The organism is Dictyobacter halimunensis (genome assembly GCF_036245075.1).
This window is the reverse complement of sequence record NZ_BSRI01000001.1, coordinates 2,658,693-2,676,829: the sequence shown is the minus strand read 5'-3', so window position 1 is coordinate 2,676,829 and position 18,137 is coordinate 2,658,693. Positions and strand designations below refer to the sequence as shown.

17 protein-coding genes are annotated in these 18,137 nt (G+C 56.3%); 7 read left to right on the top strand and 10 right to left on the bottom strand.

Going from position 1 to position 18,137, the window contains the following annotated elements; translation table 11 throughout:
• Window positions 1–42 precede the first annotated feature (42 nt).
• Entirely contained in the window at window positions 43–1,056 is a 1,014-nt protein-coding gene (locus AABA21_RS10890) for an aldo/keto reductase (protein WP_338249722.1), read from the top strand.
• A 90-nt stretch (window positions 1,057–1,146) separates the two neighbouring features.
• Here the strand turns inward: AABA21_RS10890 and AABA21_RS10885 are convergent, their stop codons facing one another.
• From AABA21_RS10885 to AABA21_RS10845, 9 genes are all read right to left on the bottom strand, one after another.
• Window positions 1,147–1,629 carry a GNAT family N-acetyltransferase gene (locus AABA21_RS10885; protein WP_420917146.1) on the bottom strand — a complete coding sequence of 161 codons (483 nt, stop codon included), beginning with the start codon at window positions 1,627–1,629 and terminating at the stop codon, window positions 1,147–1,149.
• 416 nt (window positions 1,630–2,045) lie between these two features.
• Entirely contained in the window at window positions 2,046–2,234 is a 189-nt protein-coding gene (locus tag AABA21_RS10880; protein WP_338249718.1) for a hypothetical protein, read from the bottom strand.
• A gap of 72 nt (window positions 2,235–2,306) precedes the next feature.
• Window positions 2,307–2,690 carry a DUF998 domain-containing protein gene (locus AABA21_RS10875; protein ID WP_338249715.1) on the bottom strand — a complete coding sequence of 128 codons (384 nt, stop codon included), beginning with the start codon at window positions 2,688–2,690 and terminating at the stop codon, window positions 2,307–2,309.
• The gene (locus AABA21_RS10870) at window positions 2,635–2,985 is read right to left on the bottom strand and encodes a DUF998 domain-containing protein (protein WP_338249714.1); all 351 of its coding nucleotides are present in this window, start codon (window positions 2,983–2,985) and stop codon (window positions 2,635–2,637) included. Before AABA21_RS10870 ends, AABA21_RS10875 begins: the two co-directional genes overlap by 56 nt.
• A 72-nt stretch (window positions 2,986–3,057) precedes the next feature.
• A complete protein-coding gene (locus AABA21_RS10865) occupies window positions 3,058–4,233 on the bottom strand; it encodes a cytochrome P450 (protein ID WP_338249711.1) in 1,176 nt (391 codons plus the stop codon).
• A gap of 48 nt (window positions 4,234–4,281) precedes the next feature.
• Entirely contained in the window at window positions 4,282–5,652 is a 1,371-nt protein-coding gene (locus AABA21_RS10860; protein ID WP_338249709.1) for an MFS transporter, read from the bottom strand.
• Window positions 5,653–5,661: 9 nt separating this feature from the next.
• Window positions 5,662–6,531: a pentapeptide repeat-containing protein gene (locus AABA21_RS10855; RefSeq protein ID WP_338249707.1), complete on the bottom strand. Its 870-nt coding sequence runs from the start codon at window positions 6,529–6,531 to the stop codon at window positions 5,662–5,664.
• Window positions 6,532–6,765: 234 nt separating this feature from the next.
• A complete protein-coding gene (locus AABA21_RS10850) occupies window positions 6,766–6,981 on the bottom strand; it encodes a hypothetical protein (RefSeq protein WP_338249704.1) in 216 nt (71 codons plus the stop codon).
• Between the two features lie 111 nt (window positions 6,982–7,092).
• Window positions 7,093–10,251 (bottom strand): winged helix-turn-helix domain-containing protein, encoded by a 3,159-nt coding sequence (locus AABA21_RS10845; RefSeq protein WP_338249702.1) that lies wholly within the window; start codon window positions 10,249–10,251, stop codon window positions 7,093–7,095.
• Between the two features lie 174 nt (window positions 10,252–10,425).
• Between AABA21_RS10845 and AABA21_RS10840 the strand changes: the two genes are divergently transcribed.
• From AABA21_RS10840 to AABA21_RS10820, 5 genes are all read left to right on the top strand, one after another.
• On the top strand, window positions 10,426–11,373 hold the full coding sequence (locus tag AABA21_RS10840) for an NADP-dependent oxidoreductase (RefSeq protein WP_338249700.1): 948 nt from the start codon (window positions 10,426–10,428) through the stop codon (window positions 11,371–11,373).
• Window positions 11,374–11,556: 183 nt separating this feature from the next.
• Entirely contained in the window at window positions 11,557–12,009 is a 453-nt protein-coding gene (locus tag AABA21_RS10835) for a nitroreductase family deazaflavin-dependent oxidoreductase (protein WP_338249698.1), read from the top strand.
• A gap of 38 nt (window positions 12,010–12,047) precedes the next feature.
• Window positions 12,048–12,908, top strand: a complete 861-nt coding sequence (locus AABA21_RS10830) for an RNA polymerase sigma-70 factor (RefSeq protein ID WP_338249696.1) — start codon at window positions 12,048–12,050, stop codon at window positions 12,906–12,908.
• Window positions 12,909–13,251: 343 nt separating this feature from the next.
• Window positions 13,252–13,725 (top strand): hypothetical protein, encoded by a 474-nt coding sequence (locus tag AABA21_RS10825; RefSeq protein ID WP_338249694.1) that lies wholly within the window; start codon window positions 13,252–13,254, stop codon window positions 13,723–13,725.
• A 441-nt stretch (window positions 13,726–14,166) separates the two neighbouring features.
• Window positions 14,167–15,915, top strand: coding sequence for an AMP-binding protein (locus AABA21_RS10820; RefSeq protein WP_338249692.1), 1,749 nt, complete (start codon window positions 14,167–14,169; stop codon window positions 15,913–15,915).
• Window positions 15,916–16,088: 173 nt separating this feature from the next.
• Here the strand turns inward: AABA21_RS10820 and AABA21_RS10815 are convergent, their stop codons facing one another.
• Window positions 16,089–16,247 carry a hypothetical protein gene (locus AABA21_RS10815; RefSeq protein ID WP_338249691.1) on the bottom strand — a complete coding sequence of 53 codons (159 nt, stop codon included), beginning with the start codon at window positions 16,245–16,247 and terminating at the stop codon, window positions 16,089–16,091.
• A gap of 1,182 nt (window positions 16,248–17,429) precedes the next feature.
• On the opposite strand from AABA21_RS10815, the gene AABA21_RS10810 reads away from it, so the two are divergent.
• A complete protein-coding gene (locus AABA21_RS10810) occupies window positions 17,430–18,029 on the top strand; it encodes a methyltransferase family protein (RefSeq protein WP_338249689.1) in 600 nt (199 codons plus the stop codon).
• Window positions 18,030–18,137 lie beyond the last annotated feature (108 nt).

Here is an 18,137-nt window from a genome sequence, read left to right as displayed (position 1 = left end):
AAACGTTCGAAACGTCTTATAGGGAAGAGAAGAGTTGAGCACATGATTACACGTTCGCTTGGAACGCATGGTCCTCGCGTATCGGCTATAGGTCTGGGCTGCAGCGGCATGTCTGACGCATCCGGGTCGGCAGATGAGGCTGAAAGCATCGCGACGATCCTGGCCGCCATTGAGAGTGGTATTACTCTGCTTGATACAGCCGATTTCTACGGGATGGGGCACAACGAGATGCTGCTGCGCGAGGCGCTGCGGGGACGGTCGCGCGAGCAGGTCGTGATTAGCGATAAGTTCGGGGGATTACGCGATCCCGCAGGCCGCTTTATTGGTGTCGATGGTCGTCCCGCCTCGGTCAAGAACTTTCTGGCGTATACCTTGCGTCGGCTTGGCACCGATTACATTGACATCTATCGCCCCGCCCGCCTGGATGATACTGTGCCTATTGAAGAGACCATTGGCGCTATCGCGGACATGGTCAAGGCCGGCTACGTACGTTTTATTGGCCTCTCCGAGGTCGGGTCCGCCACAATACGGCGCGCGCAGGCGGTGCATCCTATCACTGACGTACAGCTCGAATACTCGCTGTTCTCGCGCGGCATCGAGGCGGATATTCTCCCGACCTGTCACGAGCTTGGCATCGGGATTACCGCGTATGGCGTCCTGTCGCATGGCCTTCTCAGCGGACAATGGTCGAAAGATCGTCCACATGCGCCCGGCAGTTTCACCAGTCTCAGCCCGCGCTTCAACGGAGCCAACCTCGACCGCAACCTCGCGCTCGTCGATGCATTGCGCTCGGTAGCAGAGGCAAAGGGGACAACCGTCTCGCAGCTAGCCATTGCCTGGATCCTCACGCGTGGACAGGATGTTGTGCCGCTGGTCGGAACACGTCGGCGCAAGAGCCTCGCTGAATCTTTAAAGGTCCTCGACCTGCGACTGACAGCTGATGACGTGGCCCGAATCGAACAGGCTATCCCGAAAGACGCAGTGGCGGGCGAACGATATCCCGAGCCACTGATGGCCCTGCTCGATAGTGAGCGAGATCGAGAGCAGAACCGATAACTGACAAAATGCTCTCGCCCGAACGTATTCGTGAAGCGGCGCTGGAGGTCCAGCGCCGCTTCACGAATACGTTCGGGCGAGAGCGTTGCGTCACCGCAGCTCGCAGATATAGGATATGGCTGGCTTGTCGTTAAGCGTGAGCTCACTGACGGCGACGAAGCCGTTGCGTTCAAGTACCTTGCGCGAGGCCGGATTGTCCAGCTTGACCCTCGCGCGCAGCCTGGTGAGTCCGTACTCTGTGGCGGCGAGCTCGCGTACCTTGCGCACCGCCACTGTGGCCAGGCCCTGTCCAGCGGCCTTCTGCGCGATCCGGTATCCGAGCTCCGCCGAACCGTCTGCCACTTTGAACAGGTTCACCCGTCCTACCACCTCGCCACCCTCGGTCACCAGCAGGTGGAAGTAATCCGTTCCGGCAGCCTGCCATTCGAGCATTTGCGCATACCGCGTGTCGAACTCGGCGAAGAACTCGTCCCCCCGATCCGGAATCGACGCCGCGAAGTAGGCCCGATTCTCCTGCTCGAACGCAAGCAGGGCTGGCGCGTGATTGGGGCGGATCAACTGAAGGTCCGGCATGGGACGCTCTGAAGCATTCAGATGCTGATCTTTTTCTGGTACCCCTTGCATATAATGCGTTCCTTCCAATTTTTCAAGATAAGCTATCCTGAAGAACATTATGGAGGAGCTTTTTATTTCAATTGGTACACGCCACCCGAATAGCTACCGATTTTGTGCGGTAAAGCAATTTCTGATATTAGAGTGTGCGGGCAGCCTGTTGAAGGAGTTCGGTAAATAGTGCATAACCGATTTTGTGCGGTAAAGCAATTTCTGATATTAGAGTGTGCGGGCAGCCTGTTGAAGGAGTTCGGTAAATAGTGCATAATCGAAATCTTGCCCGTCCTGAATTTTTGCTGTTACCCGGTCGCCATTGCTGCTAATCTCCCCATAGCCCTGCGGGATGGTAAGTCCAGAGGCGTTAAAGAGGGTGACATTCACCCATTTTTGGCCACAAAAAAGACACACAGATACTGCTCATTCTTTTTATAGTGCGGGCGGTTGTAGAGTTTGACTTCGTCAACTTCAGCAACCGTTTGCAGGATGAGCTGGCGAAGACGATTGCATACCTCTACCTGCCAGGGCTGGTCTATTTTTTCAATGTATTCTGTCACTTCAGGGTTCATATATTTTTTCTTCTCCTCTTCAAGATTCTCCTGAATGATGTACTTACTGGATAAAAGACTTGTTTAGCGAGCTTAGACGTGGGATTGTCGAGCCAGAATTCGTGCAGCTATCACAGAGATCCAGATATAGGCATTGAGCGCTGTAAACACGAAGGCGCTATTTAACCAGAGGTTCCCCGTTGAAATACCAACAAAGGCAATAAAGAAGAGCACGCCGGTCGCTACTGAATAGATCACCCAACCAGAGTGTTTCTGGCTGGCAAATCGTCGTGCGAAGACGAAGCAAGCGGCAATCATCGTCAGAAACGATAACGATCCCATGATCATATGCCCCAGTCCATGCCCGCTCAGAGTCATGGAGGAAGCATCTGGTGTGCCGAGGGGGAAACCAAGGCCTGGATCAGCCGTGAAGCAGCCAGCGCCAATCATACCCAGGCCGCAGATGCCAACCAGCAAGGGCCCCCACGTTCCCCCCCCGACTTCCACGTAGAACACGTCGCATGCCGGCCGCACCAATGATGAAGAGCAGGCCGGAGAACAAGAAATTCGTGATTTGCAGCCATCCCAGGTCTCCATTTTCAAGGAGGCTGAGAGCGTGACGAGTCAGATCAAATCCAGGACGCGTGAAGGCCTGGATCAAACCCACTATGGTGAAGAGTGGTCCCGCAACCACGCCACAGGTCAGAAGCGCTTTCGTGAGCTGTGTATCTGAGTTGGTCTGTATAACCTCTGAAGTAAAGACTTTTTGCATTCTTTTTCCTTTTCTTTAGTATTTCTTCCAATTTCAACCAGGAAGGAGTTGCTAACCAGAACTCGCGTTGCTTTATTTCTCCCATGCCAGAAGCAACTGCTTCACCCCGAAAGAGGACATGCTCTTGATCGGAGACAGCGGCGCATCAGACACGTGCCAGGAGCCAGGGAGGCGGTCGAGCATCGCGTTCAGCGCGATCTTCGCCTCCAGACGCGCCAGGGGAGCACCCAGGCAGAAGTGGATGCCGCGTCCGAAGCCCAGGTGCCGATTGGGCTCACGCTCGATCTTGAACTGATCGGCATCAGGAAACTGGGCCTCATCACGATTGGCCGAGGAGATCCAGGCAAAGAGAAGCTGACCGGCTGCTATGCGCTGATCGCCAAGCGTCGTCTCAGTCGTGGCCCAGCGCGGCTGAAGCTTGACCGGCGAGTAGTAGCGCAGTGCCTCTTCAAGAGCACCCGACACCAGGTCGCGATTGGCACGCAGGCGTTCCACACTGCCTGGATTCTCATCCAGACACAGAATGGTATTGCCGATCAGATTGGTCGTGGTCTCGTTGCCGGCGACCAGTAACAGCACGCAGAACCCGATCAATTCCTCGTTGCTCAGGTGTTCACCCTCCACTTCTGCCTGCAGCAACGCGCTCACCAGGTCGTCCTGGGGATGCGCGCGCCGCTCCTCAAAGATCTGGGTGAAGTAGCTGACCATGCTGGCGGCTGCCTCCTTGCCCGCCTGCATATCCTCTTCCGTCCCTTCCGCATCTCCTGAGACGAAGGCATCGGACCACCGCTTGAAATCCTCACGCCGCTCGGCGGGGACCCCCAACAACTCCGCAATGACCGTGACAGGCAAAGGATAGGCCAGATCCTTGATCACATCCATCTCACCCGCCGCCTGCACCTGATCGAGCAATCCGCTGGTGATCTCCTGGATGCGCGACTCCATGTGAGCCACCATGCGCGGCGTGAAGGCTTGCGAAACAAGATAGCGCAACTTGTGATGGCGCGGCGGATCCAGGCGTACAATACTCGAACTGATCGGGCTCACATCGCGATACTCGGCTGGCACGAAGCGGTTCTGCTCGGAAGAAAACGTCGCGTGATCACTGAGCATGCGTGCCACATCGTCGTAGCGGAAGATGTGACATATCTGCGTATTCGGGTCTAAGAAAACGGGCTGCGTCTCACGCATCTGACGATACCAGTCATACGAGGCGGTGAGCTGTTCTCTATTAGAATTTGTCTGCATAATCTTTCTTTTTCTTTCTCTTTATATAATTCTGTCTATGATTCTGTGTTATAGCTCTCGCAACACTTTTTGCGTCATCCCAAACAGCATCGTCGCAGCCAGCACAAGCCCGGCGAACGGGAAGAGGATCGCAGGACCGAGATGGTTGGCGAGCACACCGGCCAGGGCTGTCGAGACAGGATAGAGTCCTAATGAGCTGAACATCAACAGGCCCATGACACGCCCCATCAGGTGGCTCGGGATGTTCATCTGGACCGCGGTGAAGAACAGGACACTGAAGCCACTGCTGGCGATGGCCGCGATCAGCATGCAGGCCACGGCTCCGGGCACACCCCCAACCGGGAGCAGCGCGAACATGGCGGCGATGATCATTCCTCCCAGCAGAATAATCAGCCCTTTGTGCTTGAATTTGCCCAGCATGCCAGCGAGGATGGAGCCAATGAGCGCGCCCGCGCCCCAACCCGCCAGGATGAAGCCAAACGCGCTCGCGCTCCCATGCAGGGGACCCTGAACCAGCGCGGGCAGCGCCACCTCGATCAATCCGCCTGTCACCAGGCTGCTCACGATGAACATGAACAGGGCGATCTGAATCAACCGTGAGGTGCGTAGAAAGCCCCAGAAACTGATCTGTGTCCCAGTTTCCTGCGCGCCGGCCAGGGGAGATTCCTGGCTTGCAGCAGGTGTGGCGTGTTTTGCCCCCCGCATCAACGCGAGCGAACCAGCCGAGACGAGAAAGGTTACCGCGTCGATAGTGAGGGCTACCGCCGAAGTAAGCCCGGCGACGATCACGCCCGCGACCGATGAACCGATCAGATTCGCGCCCTGCATTGAGGCCATCATCAGCCCATTGCCAGCTTGCAGATCGTCTTTGCTCAGACGATCTGGCACCATGGACATGGAAGCGGGGGTGAATGCGCCTCCCATGGCACCCAGCGGCACCGCGATCGCGCAGAGCTGCCAGAGCAGAGGATGACCACCAAAGGCCAGTGCCGCCAGGACTCCCATCAACAGCAGGCGCAGCGTATCGGCGATCAACATGAGCCGCCGGGGGCGCAGGCGATCCGAGAGCCAACCACCCGCCAGCATGCATACCGCGCGAGGAATACCGTAAGCGGACAGCACAATGCCCAGTTCCTGCACATTGCCACCCGTGGTCAGGATCAGCCACGGCAGCGCCACCATGTAGAGCGCGTCGCCAAAGGTCGAGATGGTCTGACCACCGAAGAGCAACGTAAAATCGCGCACTTTGAAGAGCCGCGTCATCCCTCCCCCAGCCGGCCTGGTCATGTCTGGCTGCGTAGCCCCATCGCGCGCGCTCATTTCCAGCTCACCATTTTGTGTGTTCGTTTCCTCTGCCTGCTTCACTATTTGCGGTGTGCTGGCCGGCGCTAATTCCTCTGGATTTAAAGAAGTTGACATAATAATTCCTTATGCTAGAACAGTGACCTTCGATACATCAACATCCATACCTTTGAGCGCGGCATACGTGAGCTTATCCATCATCGCGCCATCAAAGCGAATGGATTGAAGGGTACGGTAATATTTATTCGTCAAGGCAAACTTCGCGCGGAAAGACACATTTTTAAGGGTCGCGCCCTGAAACGACGCATTTTTCAGGGCCGCATTGTCAAACGTGACGCCGAGAAAGGTCTGCCCATCAAGTCGCAGTCCACTCAGATCCGAAGAGGTGAAGTCCACACCGCGAAAGGTACAGTGTTCAAAGGTGGTTTTTCTCAGGTCGGTCTTCATCAAGTTGACATCAATCAGCGTGATGCCAATGAATTGTGCCCCGGCCAGCCCCGCCTTGCTGAAGTTGGTGCGCACAAGAATGGCTTCACGGAAGCTCGCATCCGCAAGTTCAAGGGTAGAGAAGTCGCAATCGGTCAGATTGGCGCCCACAAAATTGGCCTCACGGACATCACTGCCCCGAAACGAGCTGCCGGTCAGGTCTGCGCCCGTAAAGTCAGAACCGCGCAACGCACTCGCTTGAAAATTTCCTTTCTGCGCGATAACGCCCGCGAAGTCGCTTTGTGGCAAATGACTCGCACTCAAGTTGGTGACCACTTGCCGCTCCAGCGAGTGGGAGAGGTTGGCGACCTCCCGGACGGTTTGCTCAATGTCGCCGATACTCTCAATGGTCATGGCAAAGGCGGTTTCATCATCCTTGCCCTCAGCTTTCAGTTCACGGAAGCGCTCCTGCAGATCGGAGATCAGATCAGCCTTTAATTCGGCGGCGCTTTTTACCTCATCATAGGGAGCAAAAACGCCGTTGACATAGTTGGTTAATTTCTCATTCATAACATAAAAATCCTTTACAAGAGATTTTCCAGGCAACCGGTCGGAGGTTAGCTTGTTCTCACTCATATCGTCACGTCATAGTAGGAGTATACGTCATACTACTATGACTGTCAAGGTATTATTCCAGAAATTATACTTTGTTTGATAAACCAGCTCTCTGTTCTTTCGTTGACCTCCCTGAATGCGGATAGCAGAGGGCAAGAGCAAGACCTATAGAGATGCCTGTATTGCTTGCTACCTCTGGATCGAAGGCAACTCATCTGTCTCAAGGGAGACCAGGACTAGGCCGAGACGACGGATTTTGAGCAGAACCCGATAGAGCGCCGCTTGATCGACCAGCGATCCGTGCAGCACTGTTCTGTCAGGTGCCTCGGAGAGAAGCTGGAGATCCTCAAACCATTCTTGCCAGGATGGGTCCAGATGCCCTTTGACGGCAATGGAGCATTGCATCTATGACGCGTCCTCCTTTCATTCAGGATGATTGAAGGATAGTGTCCCAGCGGGTGAGTTAACATCACCCGATGGGGCGGTTGTGGGTGGGTGAAAGGGAAAAGTGGAAGGTTAGAGCAAGGACAGGCGTCGTGCCATCTCGCTGGCCTCCACACGATTGTGGATATCCAGCTTGCGGTAGAGGCTCTGGACGTGGGTCTTGACGGTATTGACCGAGACTACCAGTTCACGGGCAATCTCCGGGTTGGAGCATCCTGCGGCAAGCAGACGCAAGACCCGCTGTTCTTGCTCGCTGAGTGGCTCCAGGGGCAGCGCAGCTTCCCCAGGAGAAACCACCTCTCCGGTAGACCGGGCATATGGCTCCTGAACAAAAGCGCGTAGAAGGGTTCGCACAAAGGAGATCAAGGACGCCTCGCGGATCTCTGGGAGCACCGTTTTGAGCAGGGCTTCCATCGCCGGGCCTTCATCCAAAAAGACGCGCTGGTAGTTCTCAGGTTGTGCCAGGTGTAACGCCTGCATGAGTGTTGATCTGGCCTGGCGGTGCGACTGGCAGGCGAAGTGGGCCAGGGCCTCCAGAATCAGGATCTCCAGGACGCTGTGCCTGCGCCCCTGCGCCTGCGCCTTCTCTTTCCAGGGAGCCAGTTCCTTCAAGGCCATGTCTCCCCTCTTTTGGGCAGTGCGCAAACGCGCCAGGAGCAGTGCTTCTTCTTGCTGTTGTAAGAGGAAGCGCTCCTCCTGCGCCGACTCGCGGGAAACCAAATGCGCCCATTGTTCGACTGCGGCGAGGTCTCCAAGTGCCAATTGGAGGCGCGCCTGGCAGACGCGTATCACGCTCAAAGACCAGGAAAACCGAGTATGCATCTCCCATTTCGCAAGCAGCTCCTGAGCTTGCGGTGTCTCTCCACAGGCGTGTAGCAGGCGAGCCTGGACGAGCGCGCCCGATGCCAGCACGTGAATCCCTTTCTCGGGCATCGCTCTCAGTGCCTGCGCTGCAGAGAGATGGCGCTGAGCTTCGGAGAGCTCATTGCGCTCATAAGAAAGTTGAGCCAGAGAATGATAGGCCCAGGAGACGAAGAATGGTTCGGTGCTTCCTGTAGAGAGCAGCAATTGCTGTCGAGCAATCTCCTGATCCTCATCCATATGAGCAAGGGCCTGGTGGTAGTAGTGTGAGGCCCTGTGCAGTTCGCCCTTTTCCAGGCAAACATCTCCCAACATGAGACATGTCGCAAAGGCAGCCGAAAGATTGTCGAGGTTTTTTAACTCCCTATACCCTTCAAGGAGGCGCTGGGAGGCCACGTTCACCTCGCCTGCCATGAAGGCTTCTAATCCGCTCATCACAACGTTATCCGCATACAACAGACTCTGTTTGGAGAGGAGCGAACTGGCTTGACGAGTCAACGCCAACGCGCGCACCTGATCATCCTGAAAAAAAACCAGCTCGGCGTGCAGTTGCAGTGCTTCCCCCAGTTGCTCCCGCTGCTGCGCCGCCTCCAAGCCCTGCTTCGCCCGCTGAAGAAGCCGCTCGACCTGTTCCCAGGTAGCAGGCGAACGCCGATCAGTCGTAAACGTCAACGCGAGCACATACTGAAGGCAGAGCTCCGGTTGAGCTTGCAGCGACCTCTCTGGCATGCGTTTGAGCCAGGAGCAGAGCAGATGATACGCATTGTGAAAGCTGTTCGGGACCAGAAATCGTCCAATCAGCGCAGCCGCGCGGGAAAACTCCTCGCCCTCCAGTGCTGCTTCAATCGCTTCTGGAAGCATATGCTGTTGCTCATACCACTGACTGGCTTTGCTCCTCAGAGAACGGAGGGCGGCTGTCCCCAGGCGAAGCTGTGCTTCATGCTGCATGGCCTGTGCCCACAGGGCATGATAGCGATACCACTGCCGCTGCTCATCGAAGGGTTGGAGAAACAGATTCGCTCGCTCGACCTGTTCGAGCAGGTGAGCACTATCCTCTCTGTTTCTGATGGCATCGCAGAGGGAGGCGCTCAACGGATGGAGCCAGCTGGTCTTCAGCAAGAAGTCTTGCAGATCTTCCGGCAGATTGGTGAAGATCTCTTCACGCAGGTAATCGAGCACGAAGCGCTGGTTGCCACTGAGCATATGCACCGAAGCCGAGGGGTCCGTCTGTTTCTGGAGGAAGAGGGCGGCCAGTTGCAGGCTGGCGATCCAGCCCTCGGTGCGCGCCTCCAGCAGCGTAACGTCGGCCTCAGGGAGGGCAAGTCCCATGCGCTGCGTGAGAAAGCGCTGCGTCTCTTCCCGTGTAAAGCGCAGATCAGTATCGCGGATCTCGACCAACTGCCCGCGCACCCGCAGGCGAGAGAGCGGCAGATCCGGGTCAACGCGACTGCCCAGCACCAGGTGCACGTGCGGGGGCACATGCTCCAGCCAGAAAGTGAGCGAGGCATGAATGCTCGGTTCATCGATCACATGATAGTCATCCAGAATCAGCACCAGAGGAGAGTCATCCGCGTGTTGACCTGCGAGCTCATTGAGCAGGGTGGTCAGGCTGGTCGAAAGCGGCGCGGAGGTATGCAACAGGGCAAGGGCATGCGTTCCCATGTCTGGCAGGCACGTTCGCAGGGCCGCGATCACCGAGATCCAGAAGCGCGTCGGGTCATTGTCCAATGCCTCCAGAGACAGCCAGGCAACGGACCCGTGATGCCGCTGCGCCCACGCGGAGAGCAGGGTGGTTTTGCCCCAGCCAGCGGAGGCTGAAAGCAAGGTCAGTGGGCGCGACAACGCGGCATCCAGAGCCGAGAGGAGACGCTCTCGTCCCACGAGGGCGGCAGGAGGAGGGGGAGGAACCAGCCGGGTCAGCACCATCGGCATGCGAGGATCATCGAAGGGGTCACCCGGCTCGACAAGGCGAGAAGGGGTCTCGTTGCCAGCAAGGAAGAAATGCAAGGTCTCCAGCACGCCCACGGGGGACGATGGCGGCTTCTGCTGGCCCTCCTGGAGCTCCTGTGCTATCTCTTCTAAACGAGCCAGGGTCACGGTCGCATCGCTTCCCAGATAGCGCTTCCTGGTCTGGCCGGAATGGGTGTGATAGCCATACCAGTAGCCATGTCCGCGCGAACGAGCCTCTTTGAGAACATTCAGGCGACCATGTTGTCCCTGAAAGGAAAAGGAGGAATGCGCCGCCAGCCAGGCGCGCCACGCTCCCTCGTCTCCTGGGAGAATTGGCAGTGGGAGATAGTCAGGGGTATGCAACAGATAGCATCGCTTCTCGACAGACCAGGTGAGAACATGAGTCGCTGGTTTTGGCATCGGCCCTTCCTTGTCCACAACAGATTTTCTCCCCAACTCCCCAACATGGATGAGTATAGCAGAAACAAGGCTGGCAAGCAAACCTGAGCCGCAGCGAGGGAGAGCTCACCTTTATGTATGTCTTTTGCGTGTCATAAACGTATGCTACAAACATTGACGAAAGGGGTAATGGATATGAAAGCAGTAGGAGTAACATCATTCGGTGGGCCCGAGGCGCTGCAGGTTGTGGAGTTGCCGGAGCCGCATGCAGGGGATGGCGAGGTGCGTATTCGCGTGTATGCCGCGACGGTAAATCCGACCGACACGGCGTTCCGCGCGGGTCTGCAGGCGGGGCGGCTGCAAGGACGGCCCGGACCCTATATTCCCGGCATGGATGCGGCGGGCGTGATCGATGAACTGGGTCCCGGCGCCGATGGGCGTCTGAAGATCGGTGATCGCGTGGTGGCGCTGATAGTGCCGGGTGGCCCGCATGGAGGTGCGTACGCCGAGCAGGTCGTTGTGCCGGCCGCCTCGGTCGTGCACGCACCAGATGGCGTAGACTTCCCGGCCGCCTCGACGCTGCTGATGAACGGGATGACCGCGCGCCTGGCGCTGGATGCACTGGCGCTGCAACCAGGACAACTGCTGGCGGTGACTGGGGCGGCTGGTGCCTTCGGCGGCTACGTTATTCAGCTGGCCAAGGCTGATGGGCTGAGGGTGATCGCGGACACCTCGCCGTCCGACGAACAACTGGTGCGCTCACTGGGCGCGAACTACGTGCTTGAACGCGGCGATATGTTCGCGTCACTTGTGCGTTCAATGGTTCCGGAGGGTGTGCCCGGCCTGGCCGATGGCGCCGTACTCAACGGACGCGCGCTGCCCGCCATCGCCAATGGCGGTGGACTGGCGGTAATCCGCGGCTGGGAGGGTCCAAGCGAGCGCAATATCACCATCCACCGGATCATGGTGATGAGTGCCGCCACCAATACCGCGGCGCTCGAAAAGCTGGTGCGCCAGGCCGAGGATCACACACTGACCCTGCGCATAGCCGATGTGTTGCCAGCCGAGCAGGCCGCGGAGGCACACCGTCGTTTCGAGGCTGGCGGCGTACGGGGACGCCTGGTGCTGGACTTCAGCTCCTGAGGCACTCCGACAAAGATCAATCAGAAGCAGAGGTGCACGATCATGCAACATGATCGTGCACCTCTTTTTTTGTTCCAATTACAAAAGCTGTCCCAAATCAGACTGCTCAACCCTCTTTCTTTGTGAGATCACAGATAGTGGTCATCGCAAAACATCTCTAAGTTATAGAATGAGAAGGAACATATGACAAAAATAAACAAGGCGCCGTGGTTTGTCGCGCTGGGAAATAAGCTGACAGTGCCCCTGCTGCGCGTGGGCGTCAAGCTCAATGGAACTGGCAACTACCCGATGTACCTGCTAACGGTGCGTGGTCGCAAAAGTGGGCAGCTGCGTACGGTCCCGATCGTGACGATTGAGCGCAATGGGAGGCGCTACCTGGCCTCTCCGTTTGGGGCCGTGGCCTGGGTACGCAATCTGCAAGCAGCGGGCGAAGCCACCCTCAAGCGTGGGCGCCGTGTGGAAACGGTCAAAGCCAGAGAGCTACCCCAAAGAGAGGCTGCCCTCGTTTTACAAGAAGATATCAAGGGTGGCAACCCTTTTGCTAGCTACTATCAGGTCACAGCACAATCTTCCTTTGAGGAGTTTGAGCGTGTGGCGGCCAGCCATCCTGTGTTTTTATTACAGGACGCCATGTAACCGGGATCAGAGTCATCTTATCATTGTGAGGAAACAGCGTGGAAACCTTTGAAACCTATCGTAGCTACCTCTTTGCCATCGCCTACCGCATGCTCGGCAGCGCGATGGACGCTGAGGATATCGTGCAGGAGACCTACCTGCGCTATCAGACCGCTGAGCCTGCGACCATTCACTCGCTCAAAGCGTATCTCACCACCATTATCACGCGCCTGTGCATGGATCAGCTCCAGCTGGCGCGCCGCAAGCGAGAGCAGTACGTGGGTCCCTGGTTGCCGGAACCGATCCTCACCGAAGAGATGCCAGACACAGCCGATCCCGAAAAGCGTGTCGAGACCGAGGAATCGATCTCACTGGCGTTCCTGGTGCTACTGGAGCAACTCCAACCATTCGAGCGTGCGGTCTTCCTGCTGCGCGAAGTCTTCGACTACGAGTTCGCGGAGATTGCCGCCATATTAGAGAAGAGTGAGGCCGCCTGCCGCCGCTCCTTCAGCCGGGCCAGGCACCACCTGGTTGAGCAGCGGCCACGCTTCAAACCCGCTCCCGAAGTGCACCGGCAACTGCTTGTCAACTTCCTGACAGCCGTGCGCAGCGGAGAAATGAGCACCCTGACAGAACTGCTCTCCGAAAATGTGGTCCTATGGGCTGATGGTGGTGGGAAAAACAAGCAGGCCGCGCTGCGCCCGATTCATGGGCGTGATGCCGTGGCACGCTTTACCCTGGGAACGAAGCGCTTCTGGCCCGAGGGCGTTGCTGTCGAGCTAGAGGAGATCAACGGTCAGGCCGCCCTGCTCATCCGCGCGAACGGCCAACCCTTCTCCGTCCTGACCATGGATGTAGAGCAAGAGCGTATTCAGACGATTCGCATCATTGCCAACCCGGAAAAACTCGCGCGGCTCTGAAGGGAAACATCCTGATGTTGTTTTCTCCCATTGCTCTCAACTCAAAGAGGAGAGCCAATGGGAGAGCAGATCGTCTGTTTGCCGATGTGCCGTGGGCTAATTAGCGTGCGCAAATGGACTGCTGGTGTACGAGGACGATAACGGTAAAGGTTATGTGGGAAAAATATGAGCAGCGAAGAAATAGAACATGGACTACAGGGCCGCCAGCGTCTCTCTTACGGGAGATACAACGAGTGTGTTCTTAGCCACTTCAGCCTCTCATGCTCACGGCCATGGTGAACATTTCAAGAAACATCCAACACATCATGCCACTCATGCAGACATGGGCAAGATGTGCCCCACATTGAAGCCAATCTTTCTCAGAAGCCTGAAGAACTCTGGTCGCCTCTCGCCCGAAAAAACAGGTGAGAAAAGCGAAAGCAACAAAAAAGATGACATTGGCATAGATAGCCGGTTGCGTCATACTGAACACCATACTACTCATCAGCAGAAACATGTAGCACATGCCGCTGTGCATGAGCACCTGAATCCCATCAGAGTGGATAGTGGTGGGCGTTGTGTCTTTCCCAAACAGGAAGGCAAGCACAGGCTTGCGCACGACCAGACGAGAGGTCCACCACAGGGAGGCAACCGCAAACAAGAAGATATTCCACCGAAGATCAAGAGGAAAGCGGCCAGCAGGCGCGAGCATGAGCGCCATCCCAATGGCCATCATCCCATGCCCGATCTCGTGCTCTACATCGACGTGGCCCAAGAATCTCCGCCCATATATAAGTCGGAATACAAAGAACAAGGCGATCACCGTACAAAGAAATAACCAGAAAGGAGAGTGAAGTGTCAGGGGCAAATCTTGCTGGCCCTGTGTGTTCATAGATGTTTTCTTCCTTTCTCTCACTCCAGGCATTCGGGATAGCTCATAAAGAGAGTGATCTCCTTGTAATGTGTAAGTATCTCTATTCTACTGGCAAAGAAAAAGGAAAACCTCTCGAATCTTGCTCACATCCTCGGCCCGCTGCTGACAACAGAGTCGGGTGTGTGGCATGCTCTGTTGTCAGCAGCGGGGTGAAGAAGAAAGTGGGCGTGCACATGCTACCATGCGATTTGCGCCGCAGCGAGGACGAGCGCACTAGAGATAGAGCGCTTGATTTTTGTGTGGGGATTGGTTACGCTTGATGCTGAATACAAAAGCCATTACCTGCTATAGAGTCGTCCACAGAGATTTGTCGCTGAAACTTCCACACAGATGAGGGAGGGAACCATGACAATGTCGCATGAGAACGCTAATGCTGCGCCCACACCATCCTCTATTTCTCGCATGAGCTATACCAGCGCCACCACCGATACTCCTCTGCTCGGTCTGACGATCGGCGATATGCTTGATCAGACGGCCGCGCGCTATCCTGATAATTTGGCCTTGATCTCGCGTCAGCAGCGGATCCGCCTGACCTATCGGGAGTTTCAGGAACAGGTCGACCTGTGCGCCCGAGCCCTGCTGAAGCTGGGGCTTGAGAAGGGGCAGCGCCTGGGAATATGGTCGCCTAATCGGGCGGAGTGGTGCATCGCCCAGTTCGCCACCAGCAAGATCGGCGTCATTCTGGTCAATATCAACCCTTCGTACCGCCTCAACGAGCTCGAATATGTCCTCAAGCAGTCCGGTTGCCGGGCCTTGATCCTGGCGCCCGAGTTCAAGAGCTCCCACTATATCCAGATGGTGCAGGCGCTGGCTCCCGAGCTTGGCACGTGCGCTCCCGGGCAGTTGCAGGCGGCGAAGTTGCCCGAGCTGACGACCGTCATCCACATGGGCACACACGACGTGGCCGGCATGTATCGCTGGTCCGACGTGATGGCTCTGGGACACGAGGTTGACGCGGCCCGACTGGCAGAGGTCCAGCGGCAGCAGCAGTTCGACGACGCGATCAACATTCAATACACGAGCGGCACCACCGGATTTCCCAAGGGGGCGACGCTCAGCCACCACAACATCCTCAACAATGGCTATTTCGTGGCGCACCTGCAGAACATCACCCATGAGGACAGGATGTGTATCCCGGTGCCGCTGTACCACTGCTTCGGCATGGTCATGGGCAACCTGGGCTGCGTCACGCACGGCGCCACCATGGTCTATCCCTCCGAAGGCTTTGAGCCGCTGGCCGTTTTAGAGACCGTGCAGGAGGAGCGCTGCACCTCCCTCTATGGCGTACCGACCATGTTCATCGCCGAGCTGAACCATCCCGACTTCGCAAAGTTCGACCTGACCAGCCTGCGCACCGGCGTCATGGCCGGCTCCCCCTGTCCCATCGAAGTCATGCGCCGCGTCATCGCACAGATGCACATGGATGACGTGGAGATATGCTACGGAATGACGGAAACTTCGCCTGTCTCAGCGCAATCGCGCATCGATTCGCCGCTGGAGAAGCGCGTGAGCACGGTGGGGCAGATTCATCCGCACCTGGAGATCAAGATCGTCGACCCGGCCAGCGGCGCCATCGTTCCGTTGGGGACGCCCGGTGAGCTGTGCACGCGCGGCTACAGCGTCATGCTGGGCTACTGGGATAATCCCGAGGCGACCAGCACGGCCATCGACCTGGCGCGCTGGATGCATACCGGCGACCTGGCGACCATGGATGAGGAAGGCTACGTCAACATCGTTGGCCGCATCAAGGACATGATCATTCGTGGCGGCGAGAACGTCTATCCCCGCGAGATCGAGGAGTTCCTGTACACCCATCCAAAGATCGCAGACGTGCAGGTCATCGGTGTGCCCGATCCCAAATACGGCGAGGCCATCGTCGCCTGGATCAAGGTGCGCGACGACGAACAGCTGAGCGAGGACGAGGTGCGCGAATATTGTCGCGAGCAGATCGCGCACTACAAGGTCCCGCGCTACATCCGCTTCACGCAGGAATTCCCCATGACGGTAACGGGCAAGATCCAGAAATACCTGATGCGCGAAACGTCGATCCAGGAACTGGGCCTGCAAGACGCGGCCTCGATTCAAACCGCGTAAGTCCTAATAAGAAGCGTTGGAGGGGAGGGAAGGTGGCAAAATGCTGGTATATGATGCATAGCACCGATGGAAACGGATATGATAATCCATTTCCATCGGTGCCTACTTGCTAGACGATGAGTGAGCAGGCAGTTACTATACTGCTTATTATTCTCCCGGCGGGTCGAAGCCGTTTAGAGAATTCTTTGCGTCAGCAGAGACGGAAACTCCTGCAGTGCTTGTTTGCGCCGGGCCGATGACAACTGGCGCAGCAGACTCTCCACCACCGTTTTTGGTAACTGTACATATAACATCGATAGTTGTAGTCGTAGCACCACCTGGCGGTGTGACACGCAGTGAATCCGTCAGCGCCACGGTCACTTGAGGCGAACTTGCAGTGAATGTTTGGTAGACCGTTGAAGCACCAGGGGCATTGTCTGATACGACACCGTTACCACCAAATTTACACGTCACCACCGTATTATTGGCTGTAGCAAAAACAGGAATACTAGCATTGGCAATAAATTTGCCTGCGGGCACTCTTAAGCTTGCCACTACTGCCGAGCTAGGATTACTACCACACTCGGGGGCTGTCGAAGGTGTACAGAGAGATGTGGGAACACTGTTGATCGTGTCATACCCTTGAATCTCTGCAGAAGGACCACTAGGGCCTGATGGACCTGATGGACCTGATGGACCTGATGGACCACTTTCTCCAGAAGGACCACTAGGTCCTGATGGACCTGATGGACCACTTTCTCCAGAAGGGCCACTAGGTCCTGATGGACCACTTTCTCCAGAAGGGCCACTAGGTCCTGATGGACCACTTTCTCCAGAAGGGCCACTAGGTCCTGATGGGCCACTTTCTCCAGAAGGGCCACTAGGGCCTGATGGACCTGATGGACCACTTTCTCCAGAAGGGCCACTAGGTCCTGATGGACCTGATGGACCACTAGGGCCTGATGGACCCTGCGGTCCTTTGTGCTCATTCTTGTGGTGTTTGTGGTGATGGTGGTTGTGGTTGTGGTTGTGGCACCCCGTATGGTGATGAGAACAACTGGTTGCAGCGCTTGCTGCCGCGCCTGGTTGTGCTTCGGTACCTGTTACCAGAAATGATGCACTTCCTAAAAGGCAAATGACAAGAGAAATTCCTACTCGAAACGCTTTAAACATATACAAGTTTTCTCCATAGTTATAAGCATAATACTTCACGAGAAGTACGCATGAAGTGGATCTAGCAGTCGGGCTAGATTAAGGGATAAGCTGACCTAACAGGTTTTAAGAAAGGAGTTTGTGAAAAAGTAATATAGCTTCAGAGCATATATTTTACTTTCCGCACTATATTTCTCTCGTCAAAGTAGATGAAAAACTTAATTTCCCTTGCATAAATGTTCGCTTATATTTAATATATATGCTTTAATCTATAGTAGAACCCCATTAACTGGTGACTGAGCATAAACGCCCGTTTAGAAATCGAAGTTGAGGGTGATGGGAACATACCTGTTCTCGCACGCTTATCACTAAGGACGTGGAACATGCAACCACTTTTCACCCATAATCCGCTGCTCCTGAATGTCTGGCTGGCTGGCCTTCTCATCTGGAGAGCGGTGGAAACAGTCGTGGATATCAGGACGTTCAAGCGTCTCCGTGCTGGCGTCCAGCGCCGGGATAGAGGATCACACATGGTCCTCGTTTGCCTGGTCGTGATCGGGATCATACTCGGCATGCTGCTGGCTTTCAAGGTTCCTGTCACCGCCATCACCGCTGCGCGCATCCCCCTCTTCTGGCTGAGCATTCTGCTGATCTACGCAGGGATCGCGTTGCGCCTCTACGCCATCACGATGCTCGGCGCCTTCTTCACAACGGCGGTAGCCATCACACCGGAGCAGACCGTGGTTGAAAAGGGTCCCTACCGGCTCATTAGACATCCCTCCTATACCGGCTTCCTCATCACCTTGCTCGGATTTGGGCTCAGCCTGGCGAACTGGTTGAGCCTGCTCGTCCTCATGGCCTGCGCGCTGGCGGGCTTGAGCTACCGTATCCATGTAGAGGAACACGCCCTCCAGGAGCATCTGGGTCCGCGATATCAAGAGTATATGCAGCGCACGAAGCGGCTCATCCCCTTTGTACTATAAGGTACAGCACAGGCGTCGATTTTAAAAACGAGAATATATAACACAATGGAGCTCCTATGGAAACCTCGTCCTGAGGACACTTTCATAAGAGCTCCTGGCATGGAGAAA